This window comes from Azospirillum formosense (assembly GCF_013340925.1).
Lineage (GTDB): Bacteria > Pseudomonadota > Alphaproteobacteria > Azospirillales > Azospirillaceae > Azospirillum > Azospirillum formosense.
Window position 1 is genome coordinate 1 of sequence record NZ_WHOR01000122.1, and the last position, 16,032, is coordinate 16,032.

The 16,032-nt window shown below is 70.0% G+C and carries 15 protein-coding genes, 1 tRNA gene and 1 pseudogene; 7 read left to right on the forward strand and 10 right to left on the reverse strand.

Annotation, left to right across the window (positions count from 1 at the left end; genetic code table 11):
• Positions 1 to 56 precede the first annotated feature (56 nt).
• Genes GBZ26_RS16525 through murA form a run of 3 tightly spaced genes read right to left on the reverse strand, consistent with a single transcriptional unit; the run spans position 57 to position 2,303 of the window.
• Positions 57 to 476, reverse strand: coding sequence for an OsmC family protein (locus GBZ26_RS16525; protein WP_174439770.1), 420 nt, complete (start codon positions 474 to 476; stop codon positions 57 to 59).
• A gap of 13 nt (positions 477 to 489) precedes the next feature.
• Positions 490 to 954, reverse strand: coding sequence for a DUF2948 family protein (locus GBZ26_RS16530; RefSeq protein WP_174439771.1), 465 nt, complete (start codon positions 952 to 954; stop codon positions 490 to 492).
• A gap of 44 nt (positions 955 to 998) precedes the next feature.
• On the reverse strand, positions 999 to 2,303 hold the full coding sequence (gene murA, locus GBZ26_RS16535; RefSeq protein ID WP_038527247.1) for a UDP-N-acetylglucosamine 1-carboxyvinyltransferase: 1,305 nt from the start codon (positions 2,301 to 2,303) through the stop codon (positions 999 to 1,001).
• A gap of 231 nt (positions 2,304 to 2,534) precedes the next feature.
• Here murA and GBZ26_RS16540 point away from each other — a divergent pair, with 231 nt between their 5' ends.
• Complete coding sequence (locus GBZ26_RS16540) at positions 2,535 to 3,002, forward strand: GNAT family N-acetyltransferase (RefSeq protein ID WP_343207207.1); 468 nt, start codon at positions 2,535 to 2,537, stop codon at positions 3,000 to 3,002.
• Here the strand turns inward: GBZ26_RS16540 and GBZ26_RS16545 are convergent.
• From GBZ26_RS16545 to GBZ26_RS16560, 4 genes are all read right to left on the reverse strand, one after another.
• Positions 2,971 to 3,900 carry a DMT family transporter gene (locus tag GBZ26_RS16545; RefSeq protein WP_174439772.1) on the reverse strand — a complete coding sequence of 310 codons (930 nt, stop codon included), beginning with the start codon at positions 3,898 to 3,900 and terminating at the stop codon, positions 2,971 to 2,973. The genes GBZ26_RS16540 and GBZ26_RS16545 overlap by 32 nt on opposite strands.
• A 92-nt stretch (positions 3,901 to 3,992) precedes the next feature.
• Entirely contained in the window at positions 3,993 to 4,151 is a 159-nt protein-coding gene (locus tag GBZ26_RS16550; protein WP_174439773.1) for a hypothetical protein, read from the reverse strand.
• Entirely contained in the window at positions 4,148 to 6,115 is a 1,968-nt protein-coding gene (asnB, locus tag GBZ26_RS16555; protein ID WP_174439774.1) for an asparagine synthase (glutamine-hydrolyzing), read from the reverse strand. The genes GBZ26_RS16550 and asnB overlap by 4 nt, the downstream gene beginning before the upstream one ends.
• Positions 6,116 to 6,132: 17 nt before the next feature.
• Complete coding sequence (locus GBZ26_RS16560) at positions 6,133 to 6,471, reverse strand: hypothetical protein (RefSeq protein WP_137103161.1); 339 nt, start codon at positions 6,469 to 6,471, stop codon at positions 6,133 to 6,135.
• A gap of 187 nt (positions 6,472 to 6,658) precedes the next feature.
• On the opposite strand from GBZ26_RS16560, the gene GBZ26_RS16565 reads away from it, so the two are divergent.
• The 6 genes from GBZ26_RS16565 to GBZ26_RS16590 all read left to right on the forward strand — a co-directional run bounded on the left by GBZ26_RS16565 (position 6,659) and on the right by GBZ26_RS16590 (position 13,092).
• The gene (locus GBZ26_RS16565; RefSeq protein WP_174439775.1) at positions 6,659 to 7,642 is read left to right on the forward strand and encodes an SDR family NAD(P)-dependent oxidoreductase; all 984 of its coding nucleotides are present in this window, start codon (positions 6,659 to 6,661) and stop codon (positions 7,640 to 7,642) included.
• A 10-nt stretch (positions 7,643 to 7,652) separates the two neighbouring features.
• Positions 7,653 to 8,843 carry a glycosyltransferase family 4 protein gene (locus GBZ26_RS16570; protein WP_343207208.1) on the forward strand — a complete coding sequence of 397 codons (1,191 nt, stop codon included), beginning with the start codon at positions 7,653 to 7,655 and terminating at the stop codon, positions 8,841 to 8,843.
• Positions 8,840 to 9,868, forward strand: a complete 1,029-nt coding sequence (locus tag GBZ26_RS16575; protein ID WP_174439776.1) for an MraY family glycosyltransferase — start codon at positions 8,840 to 8,842, stop codon at positions 9,866 to 9,868. The genes GBZ26_RS16570 and GBZ26_RS16575 overlap by 4 nt, the downstream gene beginning before the upstream one ends.
• Positions 9,868 to 10,821 (forward strand): NAD-dependent epimerase/dehydratase family protein, encoded by a 954-nt coding sequence (locus tag GBZ26_RS16580; protein ID WP_174439777.1) that lies wholly within the window; start codon positions 9,868 to 9,870, stop codon positions 10,819 to 10,821. The genes GBZ26_RS16575 and GBZ26_RS16580 overlap by 1 nt, the downstream gene beginning before the upstream one ends.
• A 71-nt stretch (positions 10,822 to 10,892) precedes the next feature.
• Positions 10,893 to 12,854 carry a polysaccharide biosynthesis protein gene (locus GBZ26_RS16585; protein WP_174439778.1) on the forward strand — a complete coding sequence of 654 codons (1,962 nt, stop codon included), beginning with the start codon at positions 10,893 to 10,895 and terminating at the stop codon, positions 12,852 to 12,854.
• A gap of 163 nt (positions 12,855 to 13,017) precedes the next feature.
• Positions 13,018 to 13,092: transfer RNA gene (locus tag GBZ26_RS16590), tRNA-Thr, on the forward strand.
• Between the two features lie 244 nt (positions 13,093 to 13,336).
• Here the strand turns inward: GBZ26_RS16590 and pal are convergent.
• The 3 genes and pseudogenes from pal to GBZ26_RS30690 all read right to left on the reverse strand — a co-directional run.
• Complete coding sequence (pal, locus tag GBZ26_RS16595) at positions 13,337 to 13,813, reverse strand: peptidoglycan-associated lipoprotein Pal (protein ID WP_149163366.1); 477 nt, start codon at positions 13,811 to 13,813, stop codon at positions 13,337 to 13,339.
• Positions 13,814 to 13,961: 148 nt separating this feature from the next.
• Positions 13,962 to 15,314, reverse strand: coding sequence for a Tol-Pal system beta propeller repeat protein TolB (gene tolB, locus GBZ26_RS16600; RefSeq protein WP_149163365.1), 1,353 nt, complete (start codon positions 15,312 to 15,314; stop codon positions 13,962 to 13,964).
• A gap of 2 nt (positions 15,315 to 15,316) precedes the next feature.
• Positions 15,317 to 16,032 (reverse strand): annotated as a pseudogene (locus GBZ26_RS30690) (hypothetical protein); the annotation flags it as partial.

Genomic DNA, 16,032 nt, shown 5'->3' on the forward strand with positions numbered 1-16,032 from the left:
TCCCAACCCGCCCGGAGCCCGCCGGTTCCGCCACCACAGTTCCGCCGACGTCGCGCTTACGGCGTCTCGACGATCTCGAAATCGTGGGTGATCGCGGCGGTGGCGCCCAGCATGATCGAGGCGGAGCAGTATTTCTCCGCCGACAGGGCGATGGCGCGCTCCACCTTCGCCGGGTCCAGACCGCGACCGGTGACCACGAAATGGACGTGGATCTTGGTGAAGACCTTGGGGTCGGTCTCGGCGCGCTCGGCCGTGATCTCGGCCACGCAGTCGGTGATGGCCTGACGTCCCTTCTCCAGGATCATCACCACGTCGAAGCCGGTGCAGCCGCCCATGCCGATCAGCAGCATCTCCATGGGACGGATGCCCAGGTTGCGCCCGCCCGCCTCCGGCGCGCCGTCCATGACCACGGCGTGGCCGCTGCCGGACTCGCCGACGAACATCCGCCCATCAACCCACTTCACCCGCGCCTTCATGGCGGTCTCCCGGTTATTGTTCGTCTTCCAATGGATGGCAGGGCTTGCAGCCGGTGGGCCAGGGCTCGCCCAGATCCTCCACGAAGCAGGTCCAGGACGGGCTTTCCAGCCGGATGCAGGCGCCGCCGGCGAAATTCAGGACCAGGGCGCCGTCGGCCGCTTCGACGGAGAGGAGCTCCAGGATCTGCGCACGGTCCTTCACGTCGAGGCCACGCAGCTTCACGGCCTTCACCCCTTCGATCCGCACGCCGCAATTGACGCGCTCGAAGGGGGTCAGGTGGTCGTCGTCGGCGGTGGGGCCGGGGCGGCGCTTGCCCGCCGTCTCCCACTTGAAGCGGTTGGCCACCAGCACGAAGCGCGCCTCTTCGGGCAGGAAGCACATGTCGCCGATCGGCAGGATGGCATCCTGCAGGCAGGCGGAGACGACTTTCAGATCCTCGGCATCCTGGGCGCGCAGGCGGATCGGCGTGGCGGTCATGAGCTTCCCTTCGCTGTGGACGGCTGAGCGGGCGCAGGACGCCGTCAGTCGTCCTCCGCCCGGATGCGTTCGATGTCCGCGCCGCAGGCCGCCAGCTTGTCCTCCAGCCGCTCGTAGCCGCGGTCGAGGTGATAGACGCGGTTGACCGTCGTCTCCCCTTCCGCCGCAAGACCGGCCAGAACCAGCGACACCGACGCGCGGAGATCCGTCGCCATAACGGGCGCGCCGGTCAAACGCTCCACCCCCCGGACGAGGGCGGAGGAACCGTGCACCGTGATGCGGGCTCCCATGCGGGTCAGTTCGGGCGCGTGCATGAACCGATTCTCAAATATGGTCTCGGTGATCATGCCTGCACCCCTGGCCGTGCACATCAGGGCCATCATCTGGGCCTGAAGGTCGGTGGGGAAGCCGGGATAGGGCTCGGTCATCACGTCCACGCCGACCAGCTCGCCGTTGGCGCGGGACACGCGGATGCCCGTCTGGCCGTTGGTCTCGATCTCGGTGAACTCCACGCCCGCCGGGACCAGGGCGGTCACCGCCGCCTTGATCAGGTCCAGACGGGTGTTCAGGATGTCCAGCGTGCCGCCGGTCATCGCCGCCGCCATGGCGTAGGTGCCGGTCTCGATGCGGTCCGGCACCACCATGTGGCGGGCGCCGTTCAGCCGGTCGACGCCGACGATGGTCAGCCGGTCGGTGCCGATGCCGGTGATCTTCGCGCCCATCTTGACGAGGCATTCGGCGAGGTCGGTGACCTCCGGCTCACGGGCGGCGTTGACCAGCACCGTGGTGCCGCGGGCCAGCGTGGCGGCCATCAGCAGATTCTCGGTGGCGCCCACCGACACCTTGGGGAACACGTATTCCGCACCGCGCAGGCCGCCCTGCGGCGCCTTGGCGACGATGTAGCCGCCCTCGATGCGGATGTCCGCCCCCATGGCCTCCAGGCCCTTGATGTGCAGATCCACCGGGCGGGCGCCGATGGCGCAGCCGCCGGGCAGCGACACCTTGGCCTCGCCGCAGCGGGCGAGCAGCGGGCCGAGCACCAGGACGCTCGCCCGCATTTTGCGGACGAGGTCGTAGGGGGCCGTGGTGTTGGTGATGTCGCGGGCGGTGAACTCCACCACGCGGCCGGCGCAATCCCCGCCCGCCCCGGCCATGTGGATCGCGACGCCGTGCTGGAGCAGCAGGTTGCACAGCGTGTTGATGTCGGCAAGGATCGGCAGGTTGGTGAGCGTCAGCGTCCCGTCGGTGAGGAGCGCCGCGGTCATCAGCGGAAGCGCCGCGTTCTTGGCGCCCCCGACCGTGATCGACCCGTGAAGGGGCTTGCCGCCGCGGATGCGGATCTTGTCCATGAAGCTGTCTTGTCCGGTCAGATGCTGTCGAAAAGGCCGAAGCCCGGCGGTTTAGGCCATCTTGCGGGTCCGAGGGTCCGCATGATGCCCATCATCGGCGGACTTCCCGGGTCTTACGGGGATTGAATCTGTCAGGCGTTGTAGCGGAGCATGCGGGCGCGCTCAAGGGAAGGAATTGAGGCTTTTTCTCATGGAAGCCCTTCTCCCGCCGCAATTGAAAGGACGGACCGCGTGACACAGGACAGCGCCCGGGACAGCATGATGGATGGCCTGACCCTCTCCCTCTCCGGACGGCTCGACCCGGACGAGGTGAAGCAGATCCACGGCGAACTGCGCGCCTTCAACGAGCGCTTCACCGCCCCCTACGACTTGCGGGAGATCATGATCACCGTCCGCGACGCGGACGGGGCGCTGATGGCCGGGCTGACCGGCTACACCAACTGGGAGTGGCTGTATGTGGACTATCTGTGGGTCCATGACGGCCGGCGCGGCGGCGGGCTCGGCGCCCGCCTGCTCGCCGCCGCGGAGGCGGAGGCGGTGAAGCGCGGCTGCCGCTGGTCCCGCCTCTACACCTACGATTTCCAGGCGCCGGGCTTCTACCGCAAGCAGGGCTACGAGGTGTGGGCGGAGATGGCGGGCTACCCGCCGGGGCACACGCAGATCTGGTTCAGGAAGGCTCTGCGGCGGGACGCGGAATAGCCTGCACGGCGGACTCGTTGCGCTTCAGGAAGACGATCACCGCGCAGACCACGGCCATCCCGGCGAGTTGCGGCGGTTCGAAGGTTTCGCCCAGCAGCAGGAAGGCCGTCACCCCGGCGAAGACGGGATCGAGCATGCCGATCACCGTCGCCGGGAACGGCTCGATCGTCTTCAGCCCTTCCAGATAGAGCCAGTAGGGCGCCACCGTGCCGAAGACGCCGATGAACAGCACGAAGCCCACCGTCTCCCAGGTCACCTCGACCGCCGCGTAATCAACAGCCGGAGTGGCGAGCAGCCAGAACAGCGCCGACAGGAAGAAGGGCCAGAAGGTCATCGACCAGCTGTCGAGCCCCCGGCCGTGGCCATGGGCGCAGCGGACGTTGTAGGCGGCGAAGGACACGGCGCAGAGCATGCCGACCGCCGCCCCCAGCGCGTTGCCCGACCACAGGGCCGGGTCGTAAGCGCCGACCAGCAGGAAACAGCCGACGGCGTTGCCCGCCAGGATCAGCGCCACCGCCCGGTTCATCCGGTGGGTGCCGAGCAGCAGCCCGGCGGCCACGATCAGCATGGGCGCGGTGTATTCCAGCATCAGCGCCAGCGCCACGTTGGTCAGGGCGATGGCGTAGAAGAAGGTCAGGTTGACCAGCGTCAGCCAGACCGCCAGTTCCCCCAGGAACGGCAGCTCCGCCCGCCGCACCCGGATCGGCCGGCCGAGCGCCAGCATGATCACGGCCAGCACGGCGGCGGACACCATGGCGCGCACCGCGATCATGACCAGCGGCGGCATGGAGGCGACGAACATCATCTTGGCCGCCGTCCCGGCCACGCCGAACAGCAGCGCGGAGGCGACGATGCAGCCATAGCCCCACAGGCGCGCCCGCGCCGACTCAACCACCATGGTCCTGCCCCGCCCCGTTCCGGATCGGCGGCAATGATAGCGTGCGGGTGAAATCGGACCGATGCGGCAAATGAGCATCGGCCTTGTGACGATCAGCCCGGCTGGCCGTCCTTCTCCCGCCCGCGCGCCTGCTCCTTGCGCTTGCGCAGGTTCTCGCGCAGGCGGGCGGCGAGCCGGTCCTGCTTGTCGTCCTTTTTCGGCGGGGCGGCGGGAGTCGCAGCGGGAGCCTTGGTCGTCTCGTCGGTCGTCATGCAGCGCTCGCGGCAAGCGGGGCCGGGGCGGCGGCGCTGCCCCAGCGGCGGTTCCAGTCCTGGAACATCAGCACGTTCCAGAGCCGGTGCTGGTTGTTGCGGGTCCCGGCCAGATGCTCCGCCCAGCAGGCGCGGATCGGCGCGGGATCGAGGAAGCCTTCCCGGCGCAGCCGCCCCTCGTCCAGCAAATCCTCCGCCCAGTCGCGCAGCGGGCCACGCAGCCAGCCGTCCAGCGGAATGGCGAAGCCGGCCTTGGGCCGCTCCACCAGGGCCGGCGGGACATGGCGGTAAAGCACCTGGCGCAGCAGCCACTTGCCCTTGCCGTCGCGCAGCTTCTGCGCTTGCGGCACGCGCCAGGCGAACTCCACCACCCGATGGTCGAGCAGCGGCACGCGCGCCTCCAGCGACACGCCCATGCTGGCGCGGTCCACCTTGGCCAGGATGTCGTCCGGCAGATAGGTGACGCTGTCGAGATGCTGCATGCGCTCGACGAAATCCGGGATGCCCGCCGCCAGCCCGTCGTCCCAGGCCGGGCCTTGCGGCTCCCGCCCGCCGCGGACCAGCGCGTCGGGGTCCTGCCACTGGCTGACCAGACGGCGATAGATGGCGTCCGGCCCGGCGGCGTCCAGCACGCCGGCCAGCTTGTGCAGCTTGTCGCCGGTCTGGCGCGGGCGCCGCCCTTCGGGGATCAGCCCGGCCAGCGCGTCCCATCCGGCGGGCCGGACGGCGCGGATCAGCCCGGCGGCGCCCCGGCGCAGCCCGGCGGGCAGCGGCGCCATCCGCCGCCACAGGGCGGGCGCGGTAAGATAGCGGTTGTAGCCGGCGAACAGCTCGTCCCCGCCGTCGCCGGACAGGGCCACGGTGACCGAGCGCCGGGTCATCTCCGACACCAGCAGCGTCGGGATCTGGGAGCTGTCGGCGAAGGGTTCGTCGTACCAGTCGGCCAGCTTGGGGATGACGTCCAGCGCGTGGCTGGCCTCCACCCGAAGCTCGGTGTGCTCGGTGCCGAGATGGGCGGCGACCGCGCGGGCGTGCACCGCTTCGTCGTACCCGTCCTCGCCGAACCCGATGGTGAAGGTGCGCACCGGCCGCGCGCTCTGCGCCTGCATCAGCGCGACGACGGTGGAGCTGTCGATCCCGCCGGACAGGAAGGCGCCCAGCGGCACGTCGGCCATCATCTGCCGCCCGACCGCGTCCTTGAGCAGCGATTCCAGCGCGTCCGTCGTCTCGGAGTCGGACAGGGACAACCGGTCGGCGATGCCGGCCCGCGCCGCCGCACCGGCGTCCCAATAGACGGTGCGCTCGGGCTCGCGCCCCGGACGGACGGTCAGGATGCTGCCCGGTTCCAGCTTGTGGACGCCCTGGTAGATGCTGTGCGGCGCCGGAACGTAGCTGAAGCGCAGATAGGCGGACAGCGCGTCGCGGTCGATCTCCGCCGCGAAAGCCGGATGGGCGCGCAGCGCCTTGGGCTGGGAGCCGAACAGCAGCGCCCCGCCCATCCGCGCCCAGTAGAGCGGCTTCACGCCCAGATGGTCGCGCACCAGAACGAGCGTGCGCTCGCGGCGGTCCCACAGGGCGAAGGCGAAGATGCCGACCAGACGGCGCACGGTGCGCTCAACGCCCCAGGCGGCGCAGCCCTCCAGCAGCACTTCGGTGTCCGAATGGCCGCGGAATTGGTGGCCTGCGGATTCGAGTTCCGCCCGCAGGTCCTGGAAATTGTAGATCTCGCCGTTGTAGGCGATGACCCAGCGCCCGTCCGCCGACTCCATCGGCTGGCGGCCCAGCGGCGACAGCTCGACGATGGCGAGCCGCCGGTGGCCGAGCGCGATCCCGGCCTCCCCATCGGCCCACACGCCGTCCCCGTCGGGGCCGCGGTGGGCGATGGTGTCGGCCATGCGCCGTGCCGTGGCCTCAAGCCCGGGCTCAGGACCCGGGCCGGCCAGGAAGCCGCAGATGCCGCACACGGCGCTCGCCCTCGCTTTTAGTGGTCGGACCGGTGCAGGATGCTGTCGCGCAGGCCGGTGTCGTAGGCCATGCCCTCGGCGGTCACGACGCCGTAGCCGGCGTCGCGGCGCAGCATGCCCTTGCGCTCGAGGATGGTCCAGACGGCCTCGTTGGTCAGGCCGGTGGCGTCGCGGGAGGCGACGACCGCGCTGCCCAGATGGAAGTGGTTGCCGTGGGCGTGCGGCAGGTTGGTGACCTGGAAGGCCCCCTCCTCGCCCTCGACCGGCTTCTGCTCCAGACGGGCAAGCTCCTGAAGAAGGGTCAGCGTCTTGAGCTGGAGCGGGTTGAGGTTCGCGGGATTCTTTTTCGGCGGCATGGAGTCCGGCTCGGCAACGTGATTAAGGTTGCGGCAGTAGATCGGGTGCGCCCGGCGGCTGTCAAGCGGTGGAGGATTTTTGCGGACTGGCGTCCGGTCGACGGGTCGGGCATAAGACGGGCTGTTGACGCGCGTTACGTTTGAGGCAAGCGTCTGGCTGGCGCGGGCCCGTCAAGGATGGTGGGATATGACGATCGTGGTCACCGGCGCGGCCGGTTTCATCGGCTCGCACGTCGCGGCGGCCCTGCTGGATCGCGGCGAGACGGTGTTGGGGATCGACAACCTCAACGACTACTATTCCGTGGCGCTGAAGGAGGCGCGGCTGGCCCGCCTCGCCGCCCGCCCCGGCTTCCGCTTCGTCAAGGCCGACGTGTCCGACCGCACCGCCATCGAGGCGCTGGACCCTGACTTCGCGGAGGTGACCGGCGTGGTGCATCTGGCCGCCCAGGCCGGGGTGCGCTACTCGCTGGAGAACCCCTACGCCTACGTGGACGCCAACGTCACCGGGCAGGTGGCGATGCTGGAAGCCGCCCGGCGCATGCCGAAGCTGAAGCATTTCGTCTACGCCTCCACCTCCTCCGTCTATGGCGCCAACAAGAAGATGCCCTTCTCGGTGGAGGACCGCGTCGACTCCCCGATGTCCATCTACGCCGCCACCAAGAAGGCGGCGGAGATGATGTCCTACGCCTACTGCCACCTCTACAAGTTCCCGGCGACCGGCTTGCGCTTCTTCACCGTGTACGGCCCCTGGGGACGTCCGGACATGGCCGCCTACCTGTTCGCCGACGCGATCATGGCGGGCCGGCCGATCCGCGTCTTCAACGAGGGCCGGATGAAGCGCGACTTCACCTTCGTCGAGGACATCGCGGCGGGCGTGCTGGCGGCGCTGGACCATCCGGCCAAGCCCGACGCCAACGGTGCGCCGCACGCCGTCTACAACCTCGGCAACAACCGGACCGAGGACCTGATGCGCTTCATCGGCATCATCGAGGACTCGCTGGGGCGCGAAGCGGTGAAGGTCATGGAGCCGTTGCAGATGGGCGACGTGCCGGAAACCACCGCTGACATCGAGGCGAGCCGCCGCGACCTGGGCTATGAGCCGAAGACGCCGATCGACGTCGGCCTGCCCCGCTTCATCGCGTGGTACAAGGACTATCACGGCATTGCCTGAGGCCCGTCCCGTGAGCACCCGCCCCGCAAACGCCGGCCGCAAGCTGATCTATCTGGTGACGGAGGACTGGTATTTCTGGTCCCACCGTCTGCCCATGGCCCGCGCCGCCCGCGAGGCCGGGTTCGAGGTCGCCGTCGCCACCCGCGTCGACAAGCACGGCCCCCGCATCGAGGCGGAGGGTTTCCGCGTGCTGCCCCTGTCCTGGCAGCGCCGCAGCATCAACCCGGCGGGCGCCCTGTCCGCCGTGGCGGAGATCGCCGCGCTGTACCGGCGGGAGGCGCCGGATCTGGTCCACCATGTCGCCATGAAACCGGTTCTGCTGGGCGGGCTGGCCGCCGGGCTGGCCGGGGTGCCGGCGGTGGTGAACGCGCTGACCGGGTTGGGCTCCGCCTTCCTCGGGACCGGCGGGTTGAAGTCGCGCGTCGCCGGAGCCGCGGCCCGCCCGCTGCTGCGCACCGTGCTGAAGCGCCCGAACAGCCTGACCATCCTGCAGAACGAGGACGACCGGAAGACCCTGGTGGCCGCCGGGCTGCTGCCCGACGAGCGCGCCTGGATCATCCGCGGCTCCGGAGTCGACACCGCCCATTATCAGGTTCTGCCAGAGCCGCCGGAGCCGCCGGTGACGGTGGGCTGCGTCGCCCGCCTGCTGGCCGACAAGGGGGTCGGTCCGCTGGTCGAGGCGCAGCAGACGCTGCGGGCCAGGGGGCTGGACGTCCGGCTGCTGCTGGCCGGCACGCCCGATCCGGAAAACCCGACCTCCGTGACGCAGGCCGAACTGGACCGCTGGGCCGCCCTGCCCGGCGTCGAACTGCCCGGCCACAGCGCCGACGTGCGGCAGGTCTGGGCGCGTTGCCACATCGCCGCGCTGGCCTCCCGCCGCGAGGGGTTGCCGAAGAGCCTGCTGGAGGCCGCGGCCTGCGGACGGGCCATCGTCGCCACCGATGTGCCGGGCTGCCGCGAGGTGGCGCACGCCGGCGAAAACGCCCTTCTGGTCCCGCCCGACGACGCCGCGGCCCTCGCCGAGGCGCTGGAGGTGCTGGTGCGCGACGCCGCCCTGCGCCGGCGCTTCGGCGCCGCCAGCCGGCGTCTGGTCGAATCCGACATGGCGTCCGACCGGGTGGGCGCGAAGACGGTCGAGTTGTATCATCGGCTGTTGACGTCCAGCCGGCACGGCACGGCCCCGGTCGCGGAGGCATCATGAGCGGCCCTCTGGCCTTGTTCCTCGCCTCGTTTCTCGCCCTGGCCGGCAGCTTCGCGCTGTCCTGGCTGTTCACCGGGCGCGTGCTCGCCTACCTGCGGCGCAAGGCGATTCTCGACCACCCGAACGATCGCTCAAGCCATTCCATTCCGACGCCGCGCGGCGGCGGCTGGGGCGTCATGCTGACGCTGCTGCCCGTCTGGACGCTCATCGCCATGACGGTGGACCATCCGCTGCGGGCGCTGCCGATCCTGGCCGGAACGGTGGCGCTGATGGCGGTGTCCTGGATGGACGACCGGCGCGGGCTGGGTCCGGCGCCGCGGTTCCTCGCCCAGATCGCCGCGGTGGTCGCGGGGCTGACCGCGCTTCCCGGGGGCGCCCTTCCCGGCGACGGTCTGGTCTTCCAGGGACTGCTGCCCTTCTGGGCGGACCGGCTGGTGGCCGCGGTCGGCTGGCTGTGGTTCGTGAACCTGTTCAACTTCATGGACGGCATCGACGGGCTGGCCGGCGGCGAGGCGGCGTCGGTCGGCGCGGGGCTGGCGCTGGTCGCGGCGCTCGGCGTGCTCGATCCGGCGCTGACGCTCTACGGGCTGGCGGCGGCGGGGGCGGCGCTGGGCTTCCTGGTGTGGAACTGGCACCCCGCCAAGCTCTTCATGGGCGACGTCGGCAGCGTGCCGCTGGGCTTCACGCTGGGCTGGCTGCTGCTGGTCCTCGCCGCGTCGGGGCTGTGGGTGGCGGCGCTGCTGATCCCCGCCTATTTCCTGGCCGACGCCACCCTCACCCTGCTGCGTCGTCTGGCCGAGGGCAAGAAGGTCTGGCAGGCCCACCGCGAACACTTCTATCAGAAGGCCACCCAGCGCGGGCGCACCCACGCCCAGGTGGTTCGGCTGGTCCTGGCGCTGAACGCCACGCTGCTGCTGCTGGCCGTGGCGTCGCTGGCGCTCGGCTGGACGGTGCTGCCGGCGGGGGCTGCCGCGGTCGTGCTGCTGCTGGCGCTGCTGGCGCGGCCTGCGCGGGCGACGGCGTGATGCGCGTCCTGGTCACCGGGGCCACCGGTTTCGTCGCGCGGACGGTCATTCCCCTGCTGGTGGAACGCGGGCACAGCGTGCGCGCCGTGGTACGCCGCCCCGACGTCCCAGTGCCGCACGCCGCGGACACCGTCACCATCGGCGACATCGGCCCCGCCACCGCCTGGGGCAACGCGCTCCAGGGCATGGACGCGGTGGTCCATCTGGCCGCCCGCGTCCACGTCATGCGCGACCGCGAGTCCGACCCGCTGGCCGCCTTCCGCCGCGTCAACACCGCCGGCACCCGCGTGCTGGCCGAGGCCGCCGCGGCCGCCGGGGTCAAGCGGATGGTCTATCTCAGCAGCGTCAAGGCGCTGGCCGACGAAAGCCGCACCGACGAGCTGAGCGAGGAGACGGAGCCCGATCCGCATTCCCCCTACGGCATCTCCAAGCTGGAGGCCGAACGGGCACTGGCCGAGATCTCGGCCCGCACCGGGCTGGAGGCCGTGGTGATCCGTCCGCCGCTGGTCTACGGCCCCGGCGTGGGCGGCAACTTCCTGCGGCTGATGCAGGCGGTGGACCGCGGCATCCCGTTGCCGCTGGGCGCCCTGGAGAACCGGCGCAGCCTGATCTTCGTGGGCAATCTCGCCGACGCCATCCAGGAGTGCCTGACCCACCCGCAGGCGGCGGGCGGCCGGTTCCTGGTCCATGACGGACGCCCCATGTCCACCCCGGAGTTGGTGCGGGCCATCGCGGAGGCGTTGGGCAAGCCCGCGCGCCTTCTGCCCGTGCCGCCGTCCCTGCTGGCGCTCGCCGCGCGGCTGGCCCGGCGGGAGGCCATGCTGGACCGCGTCGCCGGCTCGCTGGTCATCGACGACGGGGCCATCCGCCGCGCGCTGAACTGGCGCCCGCCCTGCTACCCCGCGTACGGCTTGCGCCTGACCGCCGAATGGTTCAAAGCTGTGCGCGGCTGAACGGCCAAGATGGGCCTGGGATTTCCCGAAGGGGAAAGGCCCCGGCGAAGCGATAGTCTAAGGTAAAGCGCATGCGTATCCCGTCTCCGCGGGCGTCCCTCGTCTACCTGCACGATTTGACGATGACGGCCGCCGCCCTGGTCGTGGCGCTGTATCTGCGCGTGGGCGAGCAGTCCTTCGAGGAATACAGAGACCCGCTGCTGACCGGCCTGCCCATCCTGGTGCTGATCGCCGCGGTGGTGTTCCGCTTCTCCGGGCTGTACCGCGGCATCTGGCGCTACGCCTCCGTCCCTGATCTGGCGCAGCTTCTGCGCGCGGTCACGACGGTGGTGCTGTGCTTCCTGGCGGTCATGTTCCTGCTGACCCGATTGGAGGCCCTGCCGAGGTCCCTGCCGGTGATCCTGTGGTTCGTGCAGCTCGTCCTGCTGGGCGGCCCGCGCTTCGCCTACCGCCTTTTGAAAGATCGACGCCTCGGCCTTCACGATCGGGAGGCGGGGGGGGTGCCGCGCATTCCGGTGCTTCTGCTGGGCGTCAGCGACGCGGCGGAGCTGTTCATCCGCTCGCTGGACCAGAACGCCGGCGCCGCCTACCGCGTGGTCGGCCTGCTGGACGACAAGAACCGGCGCATCGGTCACGCCATCCGCGGTGTGCCCGTCCTGGGCGGCCCCGACGACCTGCCCCGCGTGGTCGAGGATCTGGCGCAGCGCGGCGACCGCCCACAGCGCCTGATCGTCGCCAAGGGGCAGGCCGACGTGCCCGGCACCGTCCTGCGCGATCTGCTGGAGCAGGCGGAATCGCTCGGCCTGTCCATGGCCCGCCTGCCCAGCCTGACCGAGTTCAAGTCGGCGCTCGGCGAAGGAAAGATCGAAGTTCGTCCCATCGCGCTGGAGGATCTGCTGGGGCGCCCCCAGGCGGTTCTCGACCGCGGCGCCATCGCCAGCCTCGTCACCGGACGGCGCGTCGTCGTCACCGGGGCGGGCGGCACCATCGGCAGCGAGCTGGTCCGCCAGATCGCCGCCCTTGAACCGGAGACGCTGACTCTCGTTGATGCCGGGGAGTTCAACCTCTACAGCATCGAGATGGAGGTGCGGGAACGCTACCCAGCCCTGGCGCTCCGGGCGGTGATCGCCGACGTGCGCGACCGCGACCGCATCTTCCGCCTGTTCCAGGCGCAGCGCCCGCACATGGTCTTCCACGCCGCGGCGCTGAAGCATGTGCCGCTGGTGGAGGCCAATCCGGCGGAAGGCGCGCTGACCAACGTCATCGGCACCCGCAACGTCGCCGACGCGGCGCGGGCCAACGGCTGTCAGGCGATGGTCCTGGTGTCCACCGACAAGGCGATCCGCCCGACCAGCGTGATGGGCGCCACCAAGCGCTTTGCCGAATGCTACTGTCAGGCGCTCGACATGCTGCCGCCGCGCGACGGCGGCGAGACGGCGACCCGCTACATGACGGTCCGCTTCGGCAACGTGCTGGGTTCCAGCGGGTCGGTGGTGCCGCTGTTCACCCGCCAGCTCGCCAAGGGCGGCCCGCTGACCGTCACCCACCCGGACATGCGCCGCTACTTCATGACGGTGCGCGAGGCGGTGGAACTGGTGCTCCAGGCCTCGGCCCACGGCGTGGCCCGTCTGGAGGAGCGCGGCAAGGTGCTGGTTCTCGACATGGGCGAGCCGGTGAAAATCGTCGACCTTGCCCGGCAGATGATCCGGCTGGCCGGCTACCGGCCCGGTCACGACATCAAGATCGAATTCACCGGCCTGCGCCCCGGCGAGAAGCTGTTCGAGGAAATCCTGACCTCGACCGAGGCGCCGACGCGCACGGAGGCCGACGGCGTGTTCCTCGCCTCGCCCCGCGTGATCGACTACGCCCTCATCAACCGCGCCCTGGGTGAGCTGGAGACGGCGGCGCGGGCGGGTGACGCGGAGCGGGTGATGACCATCCTGTCCAACATCGTCCCCGACTTCCGCGCGGAGGCCGTCCTGCCGCCGCCGAGCGCCTTCGGCAACGCCTCCGGAGAGGGCGGAGCCAACTGACCGGCGCGGCCGACGGGCGTGCCCATGGGCGGGGTTTTCCCCGCCCATTTTTCTTTGCCGAGAAGGCACTTCACCGCTTGCAACGGCTCAACGCCTGTGGCATAACCCGCGCCACTTCGACGGTTGGCCGCAAGTTCTTCCCGGCCAGCATCACCGTCCCGGCGCTGCCGTAGCTCAGTGGTAGAGCACTCCCTTGGTAAGGGAGAGGTCGAGAGTTCAATCCTCTCTGGCAGCACCATCCTCCCTCCCTTTCGTTGTTTCTTCGGGAATGCTGAAGCGCAGCCGTTGACCGGCTTGCGTGGCTTTTTGCGTTCTGCGTTCGGATGCGGTTGGGCTTGCCCCCACCCCGACCCTCCCCTGCGAAGCGGGGGAGGGTCGGGGTGGGGGCAAAGGCTCGCCAAGCTCAGGCACCCCAAAAGAAAAACGCCGCCCCGGATCGCTCCGGAGCGGCGTTTCCCTTGGAACCCGGACGGGCGCCGTCGTTAGTCGACGACGGTCACGCCACGGCGGTTCTGCGCCCAGGAGGCCTCGTTCGAGCCGAGGACCGCCGGCTTCTCCTTGCCGTAGGAGATGACCTTGACGCGCGAGGCGTTGATGCCGCCGGCGACGAGGTAGTTCTTCACCGAGTTGGCACGGCGCTCGCCCAGGGCGAGGTTGTACTCGCGGGTGCCGCGCTCGTCGGCGTGGCCTTCAACGGTCACGGTGACGTTCGGGTACTGCTTCAGCCAGGAAGCCTGACGGTCCAGGGTGGCGCGAGCCTCCGGAGCCAGGTCGTAGCGGTCGAGACCGAAGAACACGCGGTCGCCGACGTTGACGACCAGGTCTTCCTGCGAGCCCGGACGGATCTGGCTGGACGTGGCGGCGCCCGTGGCGTTGGCGTTGCCGGCATCCTTCGGAGCGGTTTCGCAAGCGGCGACCAGAGCGACGGCGGCGATCAGGCTCAGATACTTGATACGCATGTTAAATGACCCCCTAAGCGACACGATGTGTTTTGACCGGATTGTGGTGGAAGAACGCCGCCGACTTCCGCCAGACCCCGACGGAAGTACCGACCTCCGGCCTTCGTCTTGAGCGTCGTTCTTGCGCGCGCAAAATAGGGCTACTCCACTAGGGAATCAAGGGCGACCATGCGGGATCGGAGCCGTCGAGCGGAGTGATCACACGGCGTTCGTTTGCCCCGGTGACATCGATGGTGTAGAGCTTCGCGCTTCGCCCGCGGCCGTCCCCGGCCGGAACATCGCGGAAGAAGCTCAGCACGCGGCCGTTCGGCGCCCAGGTCGGGCCTTCCACGTGGAACGACTCGGTCAGAATGCGCTCGCCGGTGCCGTCCGGACGGATCACGCCCAGAGCGAAGTTGCTGCCTCGCTGGCGGGTGAAGGCGATCAGGTCGCCGCGCGGCGACCACACCGGCGTGCCGTAGCGGCCCTCGCCGAAGGTCAGGCGCTTCTGCCCCGAACCGTCCGCGCCCATGATGTAGAGCTGCTGGCTGCCGCCGCGGTCCGACTCGAAGACGATGCGCTGGCCGTCCGGCGAATAGCTGGGGCCGGTGTCGATGCCCGGCGAATCGGTGAGCTGGGTCTGGCGGCGGGTGCGCAGGTCCAGGGCATAGATGTCGGTGTTGCCGTTCTGCGCCATGCTCATGATGACCTTGTTGCCGTCCGGCGAGAAGCGCGGGGCGAAGGTCATGCCGACGAAGTCACCGAGGACTTCCTGACGGCCGCTGTCGATGTTGAACAGGTACACGCGCGGCTTCTTGTTGAAGTACGACATGTAGGTGATTTCCTGGGTCGCCGGCGAGAAGCGCGGCGTCAGGACGAGGTTCTTGCCGTCGGTCAGGAACTGATGGTTCTCACCGTCCTGGTCCATGATGGCGAGCTGCTTCTTGCGCGCGTTGGCCGGGCCGGATTCGGCCACATAGACGATGCGCGTGTCGAAATAGCCCTCTTCGCCGGTCAGCCGCTTGTAGATGGCGTCGGCGACGATGTGGGCGATGCGGCGCCAGCTGTCGGCGGTCGCGGTGTAGCTCAGCCCCTGCATGTACTGGCCGGCGGCGACGTCCCACAGGCGGAAGTCGACCTTCATGCGGCCATCGCCCATGGCGGTGGTGTTGCCGGCGACCAGCGCCTGGGCACCGACGGCGCGCCAGTCCTGATACCGCGGCTCGCCGGAGCGGAGCTGGTCCGGGGTCTGCAGGAAGCCCTTGGGGTCAAGCGGACGGAACAGGCCCGACCGCTCCAGATCGGCGGCGACCACCTTGGAGATGTCCGAGCCGACCTGCGCCTCGCGTCCGCCGGCACCGGCGAAGCTGGTGATGGCGATCGGCAGCGGCTCGACCACGCCCTTGGTGATGTCGATTCGCACCTCGGCGCGGGCCGGGGCGGGCGCCGCGACGCCGAGGGCGAGCAGCAGGGCGCCGGCGCAACCGGCGGCCTTCAGCAGGAGCCTCGTCTTCTTCGTCATCGTCAGAACATGTCCCTCGGGTCGAAATTGAACACGAAGTAACGCCACTCTTCATACCGGGCGGGCGTGAAGTCGCCGGAGAACTCGCTGATCGGCAGGGGGCTCGCCCGCTTCACCGCGCGCAACGCGGCGTCGGCCGATGCACGGAAGGCCGCGTCCGACATGTAGCGGGAGCGGTACCTCTCGTTGATCGTCGCGTTGAGGACCGAACCGTCGCGGCCCAGCTCAACGATGATCTCCACCTGCATGTTCCCGGCGTCCTTGCGGCCCGGGTCGAAGTTCCAGTTCTTGCTCACCGCACCGCGGATGCCGTCGATGGCGCGGCCCGACGGCTTGAACGGCTTGTCGGGTCCGTTCACCGCCTTGGCAGCCCCCGACGGCGCCGACGAGGCGGCGGCCTGCTGGGTCGGCTTGGCGTCGGCCTTGCTCTCCGACGCCGCCGGCTTGGCCGGGGCGTTCTTCTGAACGTTCTTCAGAAGGTCGGCCAGCGTGTCGGTCTTCTCCGGCGGCTTCTCCGGCTTCTTCGGCTCGGCCTTCGGCGGCTCCGGCTTGGCCGGCTCGGGCTTGGCCGGCTCGGGCTTCTTGGGCTCGGGGTTGGGCGGTTCCGGGTTGGCCGGGTCCGGGTTCGGCGGCTCCGGGTTCTTCCGCTCCGGGTTCGGCGGCGCCGGGCTCGGGGGCGCGGGGGTTGGGGGGCGCGGGGTGGTGCGGTCCCGGCTCG